This window comes from Allohoeflea poritis (assembly GCF_027889715.1).
GTDB classification, from domain to species: Bacteria; Pseudomonadota; Alphaproteobacteria; order Rhizobiales; family Rhizobiaceae; genus Hoeflea_A; species Hoeflea_A poritis.
The window spans coordinates 1-5,511 of sequence record NZ_JAPJZH010000043.1; the positions used below are offsets into that span (position 1 = coordinate 1).

Annotated in this window: 8 protein-coding genes; 3 read left to right on the top strand and 5 right to left on the bottom strand. The window is 52.9% G+C overall.

Annotated features, from left to right (window positions below):
* On the top strand, positions 1–135 hold a 135-nt coding region (locus tag OOZ53_RS26340; RefSeq protein ID WP_271092785.1), incomplete at its 5' end, for a cold-shock protein.
* A gap of 633 nt (positions 136–768) precedes the next feature.
* Here the strand turns inward: OOZ53_RS26340 and OOZ53_RS26345 are convergent.
* Positions 769–1,170: a MerR family transcriptional regulator gene (locus tag OOZ53_RS26345; protein ID WP_271092779.1), complete on the bottom strand. Its 402-nt coding sequence runs from the start codon at positions 1,168–1,170 to the stop codon at positions 769–771.
* A 76-nt stretch (positions 1,171–1,246) separates the two neighbouring features.
* Here OOZ53_RS26345 and merF point away from each other — a divergent pair, with 76 nt between their 5' ends.
* Positions 1,247–1,447 (top strand): mercury resistance system transport protein MerF, encoded by a 201-nt coding sequence (merF, locus tag OOZ53_RS26350; protein ID WP_271092752.1) that lies wholly within the window; start codon positions 1,247–1,249, stop codon positions 1,445–1,447.
* Positions 1,426–1,644: a GDCCVxC domain-containing (seleno)protein gene (locus OOZ53_RS26355; RefSeq protein ID WP_271092780.1), complete on the top strand. Its 219-nt coding sequence runs from the start codon at positions 1,426–1,428 to the stop codon at positions 1,642–1,644. The genes merF and OOZ53_RS26355 overlap by 22 nt, the downstream gene beginning before the upstream one ends.
* Positions 1,645–1,978: 334 nt before the next feature.
* Here the strand turns inward: OOZ53_RS26355 and OOZ53_RS26360 are convergent, their stop codons facing one another.
* From OOZ53_RS26360 to OOZ53_RS26375, 4 genes are all read right to left on the bottom strand, one after another.
* Positions 1,979–2,752 (bottom strand): hypothetical protein, encoded by a 774-nt coding sequence (locus OOZ53_RS26360; RefSeq protein ID WP_271092781.1) that lies wholly within the window; start codon positions 2,750–2,752, stop codon positions 1,979–1,981.
* Between the two features lie 70 nt (positions 2,753–2,822).
* Positions 2,823–3,086, bottom strand: coding sequence for a DUF1488 family protein (locus OOZ53_RS26365; protein WP_271092782.1), 264 nt, complete (start codon positions 3,084–3,086; stop codon positions 2,823–2,825).
* Positions 3,087–3,289: 203 nt separating this feature from the next.
* On the bottom strand, positions 3,290–3,499 hold the full coding sequence (locus OOZ53_RS26370; protein ID WP_271092783.1) for a cold-shock protein: 210 nt from the start codon (positions 3,497–3,499) through the stop codon (positions 3,290–3,292).
* Positions 3,500–3,556: 57 nt separating this feature from the next.
* Positions 3,557–4,918: a DEAD/DEAH box helicase gene (locus tag OOZ53_RS26375; protein WP_271092784.1), complete on the bottom strand. Its 1,362-nt coding sequence runs from the start codon at positions 4,916–4,918 to the stop codon at positions 3,557–3,559.
* Positions 4,919–5,511: the final 593 nt, after the last annotated feature.

The window sequence follows — 5,511 nt, forward strand, 5'->3', positions numbered from 1 at the left end:
GACGTTTTTGTCCATGCCACCGCTGTGGAACGAGCCGGTTTGGGATCGATCGTCGAAGGTCAGAAACTGTCTTTCGATGTAGTTCAGGATGACCGGTCCGGCAAGAGCTCCGCGGATAACCTCCAGGCACTTTGAAGCGCTATGAGACAATTCCGCCTATCAATTGTCAGGGGCCCGGCATTGCCCAACCCCTGACAGGACACTTCGCAAGGCTTCGGGATCAATGAGAAGACGCATTACCAAAGACAATTTGTTCAAACCGACTTTGTCGAGGGCCGAAACAAAGGCCGACATTACGGATAAGACGGCCAGGTCGATTTTGGATGCGGAAGCGGAAATGCGTCGTGAGAAAACTGCGAAACTCAAGTCCCAGCGCCTCGCCCGGATTGCGGAACAAGCCTGATTGCGTGCTGTCGGCAAAGCACCAGGATTGCAGAATTCGCGATGCTGGAATCTCTGAAGGCAGGTGTGACCCTGTTCTAGGGTTTGCCCCTTTCATGACAGGCGTCAAAGCATACATTCGGTTGGTTCGTGTCAAGGTCGGCAACGCGGAGATAGTGTTGAAAAAGTCGGGCTTTGCCGCTCGATACCGCAAATTGCAGCATACGATTTCAGCAAGTGGTCGTTATCGAAATTCAATTCCGCATTACCGCCAGGACGGAAACCGGTTTCTAAGAAATATACCCGGATTTTCAGGACCGGACTTTTTCAACACTATCCGGACAAAGCTGCCACTAAGAAGGTTTCGTCAGGGCTCCGTGGAAATCCCTAACTTTCTTCACGCTCCGATAGCAGATGGTTCAATATCGGACACTCGTCGTCATTGCCGTCGCACAACCTGATCATCTCAATTAGCGCACTCTCCATGCTCTTTAAGTCTACCATTTTGTCCTGAACGTCCTTGAGGTGTTTGGAGGCAATGGTCTGTGCCGTTGCGCAGTTTTTTTGCGAGCCATCGGTCAATCCGAGCAATGATTTGGCACCAGGTATTGGAAAGCCCAGTTCCCGGCATCTCTTTACGAAACGGAGGCGTGCAACACCACGTTCCGAATAGGTCCGTCTGCCCGAAGCCGTTCGATCCGGCTTCGGCACAATGCCCTCGCGCTCGTAGTAGCGGATGGTTTCGATTGTAACGCCACTGCGTTCTGCAGCTTGTCCGATGGAAATCATGATTCAACCCTTGATCCTGTAGTGGCTACAGGATGCATATTTGCGTGAGGAAACCAAACTTCTTCGGGAGCCAGCCGTGAAAGACAGACTTCTTTCGATTGGAATTGTGGGGACCGTTGTGGCGGCCGTATGCTGTTTTACGCCTGTGCTTGTGCTGTTGCTTTCGGCAGTTGGGCTATCAGCCACCATTGGTTATCTGGATATTGTTCTTCTGCCAGCGCTGGCGATTTTCATACTAATGACGGGATATGCACTATGGCGACGCCAGCGGCAGTAGAACTACAGTCGACAATCACTTGCCCAAACTGCGGTCATGTCGAGACTGAGACGATGCCGACGGACGCATGCCAGTGGTTTTATGACTGCAAGGGATGTGGCGCGCTTCTCAAGCCAAAGAAGGGCGACTGCTGTGTGTTTTGTTCCTACGCCACCGTTCCCTGTCCACCGATTCAAGAAGGCAAATCCTGCTGCTAAGCAGCGTCAGCATCGGGCTCATTCCGGTAGTTCGATACAAAGCAACCTTTTAGAAGCGAGAAATTCTTGGCTTAAAAGTCGGCAGCTCGGATCTTTTTGCATACCGCATCATACCGCAGCTCCTTCACCGGAAAAATTGTTCAGCTTCAACATGATATCTTCGACACTTCCTCGCACTTCCAGCGTGCGTTGCCCGACAAACTCGATGGTGGTCGTATCTTTTGAAGATCCGTGCTGACTGACCCAGCCCTGTGAATTCTGGCCACGGAGCAGTTAAGTATCCGTCCAGGAAAGGATGGAGCATGAAACACTGATTTTCAGATGAGGATGTACTTCATCTCAGCTCACATGACCCACTTCGCCGGATATAGGGTCGATCGCAGGTCCAGTTGTTGCCTGAATAATCAAGATGGGCGTTTGAAGGGAGGTCAATTTTCACACAGGTCTCGCCATCGGCTCGGAAACCCCGGTTGCAGGACCATCCCGACCCATAGGCAGCATCATTGAGATAAGCGTTTTCCGGCACCACTACCAGGATGCAGCTTTCCTTGGAGGCCCGGTATTTACGTTCGCATTCCCAACCTGAGCCGGATACGCGGTTTGTCGCGAACGCATTTTCCGGGATTTCGATCAGGACGCAAGTTTCATCAACTATTCTATAGCCGCGTTCACAGGCCCACCCCCGCGAATAGGAAGAACTGTCCAGATATCCATTGGCGGGAACCTCAATCTTCAGGCATGCCTGCTCACTCTTCTGATAGCCTCGCTGGCATTTCCATCCGTCTCCAGAGGTATTCAGATAAGCGTTTTCAGGAATTGCTACGGCGGTGCATGTTGCATCGGCTTCCGCATAGCCGTATTTGCAGTTCCAACCCCGGCCATAAAGTGTTTCTGTCGGGTAGGCATTTGCGGGAATTTCTAATTCAACGCAATTTCCACCAATTTCACGATACCCGGGATTGCATTCCCATCCGCTCCCGCGGGTCTTTGCGCTGGCATTTTCGGGAATGTTTTCCTGGGACAGGGCGGATCCGCCCACAATCGATAACGTAGAAACAAGAATCAGCGCATTGAAAAATGAGACAACGTCCTTTTGCAGATTCAACAATGGTAGTGCTCCTGTATGTGACACAGACTGACTTGCTGCTCTGCTGTGGATTAATCGAAGGTGATCCACATCAGAAACTGCCGGCCGTGAGGACGAATGGCGCACGACCTCCCCGGCTGTAGATCGCTTTCGCTGCTTCAGTAATTTCAGTGCGGGCATCATCAAAAGCCGCAAGATAGCTGGCTTCTGTCCGTGCGGGGTGCGTCATTCTCATTTCAAGCGCTTCAATCTCAACAAAAAATTGAATCTCGAACATGCCATCGTATCCGCAGAAGCGGACACGTTTTCCGGTTTCATCGTAGCTCCGGCTTAGATTTGGAAATGTCAGCGCCATTGTTGCATCAGCTTCGAGATTCCATCGATCCCGTAGAGCGTGAACGTCTTCGGAAATTGGATCGTGAAATGTTGTGTTCGTATCGACATGGCATGACCCCCAATCTGGTGGTCGTTTTCATTGTGTCCCATTGGCACCTGTTGACGTAAAGAACCGCCAGGACCGAGTAGCCAAAGAACGGGAAGTGGGAACGCTCTTGGATCCTACTGTAGTTGCAGGTTCACTGCCGACGTTTTGCCGCGCAATTCGTCGACGTGCAGCTCGTAGCCAACGCTGTCGCCTTCCCCGAGACCCTGCATGCCGGATCGTTGCACCGCGCTGATGTGAACAAACACATCTTCGCTTCCATCATCCGGTGCAATGAAGCCATAGCCTTTTGTTTGGTTGAACCACTTTACTGTTCCTGTAGTCATAGTTTTTCCTTTCAATGTCAGGTGCCCGTCGTGTTTGACGGGAGTGTTTTGCCTCCGTCAGGCGGCTGATCTCGATGTAGAGTCACCGATGTTGGAAAACATCCTCATAAGACCGTCCAGCGGCTGATCTGGGCCCGACTTCTTCAACCGCGGCTTTCCGTGTTTGCGTGCGCTGCGGCTTGACTGAACGAAGTGAGTACCGTCCCCTTGCACCGGGTTTCGCGAAGTGCCTGTGCGAGCCGAGCCGGTTCGTTTTGCCTGCGGCACATGAAGTGTGCGTGTTGTCGGGCGCTCGCTTGCCCGGGTATCATTCTGCAGTTGGCTGCCGATGAGCTTCTCGATGTCCCTGAGCAGGATCCGTTCGGATGCATCACAAAGTGAGATCGCCGTTCCGCTCCTTCCGGCCCGCGCTGTGCGACCAATACGGTGGACATAGGCCTCCGGCACGTTGGGAAGTTCAAAATTCACCACATGCGAGATATTATCAATATCGATGCCTCGGGCCGCAATATCGGTCGCGACCAGTATTGACGTTTTGCCGGAGCGAAACTCGGCCATTGTTCGATTCCGTTGTCCTTGGCTTTTGTCTCCGTGGATGGCTGCAGCAGGCATGTTTGATGCTTTCAGATGTTTGCAGACACGATCTGCGCCCCGTTTGGTTCGGGTAAAAACAATCGCGCGCTCAACATTGGCGTCAGTGAGAATTTCCGCCAGCACGTCACGTTTTTGTGTTTTCGCCACATGCCGGACACTCTGAACAATCCGCTCAACCGGTCTGGACACCGCCGCCACCGTGATCTCAGCCGGGTTTGACAGAAAATCGTCGGCGAGTTTTCTGATCTGAGCTGGCATTGTGGCCGATAGCAGAGCGGTTTGCCGAATTCTCGGCAGCCTGTCCATGATCTTGCGAATGTCAGGAAGGAAGCCCAAGTCCAACATCTGGTCGGCTTCATCGATGACGATCGATTGTGTCTTCGCCAAGATGATGGCGCCGGTGCTCATGTGATCAAGCAATCGTCCCGGTGTTGCAACTACAATATCAACACCCGCATTGAGCATCTTGATCTGGCTACCCGGCCGGACGCCGCCAACGATGAGCGCAACGGAGATTTTTGTGAACTTGCTGTAGTTTTTTACATTTTCCACAATCTGCGCCGCAAGCTCACGGGTCGGCGACAGGATCAGTGCACTGCACATTCTTGGCGCTCGACGACGCCGTTGTCGAGAAATCTGATGCAACAATGGCAGGACGAATGAGGCCGTTTTTCCTGTACCGGTTTGCGCGATACCCACAATGTCTCGTCCAGCAAGAAGGGCAGGAATGGCTTCGGCCTGAATGGGGGTGGGATTTTTGTATCCTTCAGCCGATACGGCTTTCAGAATGGGCTCGGCAAGGCCGAGATCATCGAATGTTTTCAATAAATTTCTTCGTTACCCGTGCCACGGCGACGCGTTAACGCGATCGACATCGGGTCTTTCAAATTGGGAAGCTTGTGCAGAGTAGCTGCCGTCGTTTCTTTGCCACTAAGGGCTATTCGAGGCAGGGATCACGAGTATCGATGTCAAGAATATGTCGCCGCTGAATTCATCATCCACACGCGGCATTTGGCGAACAGGTACACTACGGCCAATGGAAAAGCAAACTTTTTATATTTAAGGCCTCGTAGCGTGAGAATGCTGATCTTGCGGGGACAGCACGTTCGTCCACCAAGGGCTCTTAGCCGTCCTTTGCTGTCCACAAACTTTACCGACACAGACCATCAAATCAGAGCGCGCCGGAGGGCGCGCTGGGTGGCGGGTGGGTTTTCACACCGCCGATTTCGAGCGCTCGAACGATACAGGCAACCTGCACAGAGGGCCGGGTCGCAGGGCCCCCGGCGAGATTTGAGAGCGCCGCGTCCTTCCGGCCTTAGTTGTCAGAAGAAGGCAGAAGCCGTTTCGCTTTCTGCGCATTCTCGGTGAGCAGCCCTGCCCCACCTGCGGTATAGCTGGTGAGCGGGAAGCGGAAGTAG

Coding starts and splice junctions, on each gene's coding strand:
- OOZ53_RS26345 (WP_271092779.1), bottom strand. CDS start 1,170: ATGATTTCCATCGGACAAGCTGCAGAACGCAGTGGCGTTACAATCGAA.
- OOZ53_RS26355 (WP_271092780.1), top strand. CDS start 1,426: ATGGCGACGCCAGCGGCAGTAGAACTACAGTCGACAATCACTTGCCCA.
- OOZ53_RS26365 (WP_271092782.1), bottom strand. CDS start 3,086: ATGGCGCTGACATTTCCAAATCTAAGCCGGAGCTACGATGAAACCGGA.
- OOZ53_RS26370 (WP_271092783.1), bottom strand. CDS start 3,499: ATGACTACAGGAACAGTAAAGTGGTTCAACCAAACAAAAGGCTATGGC.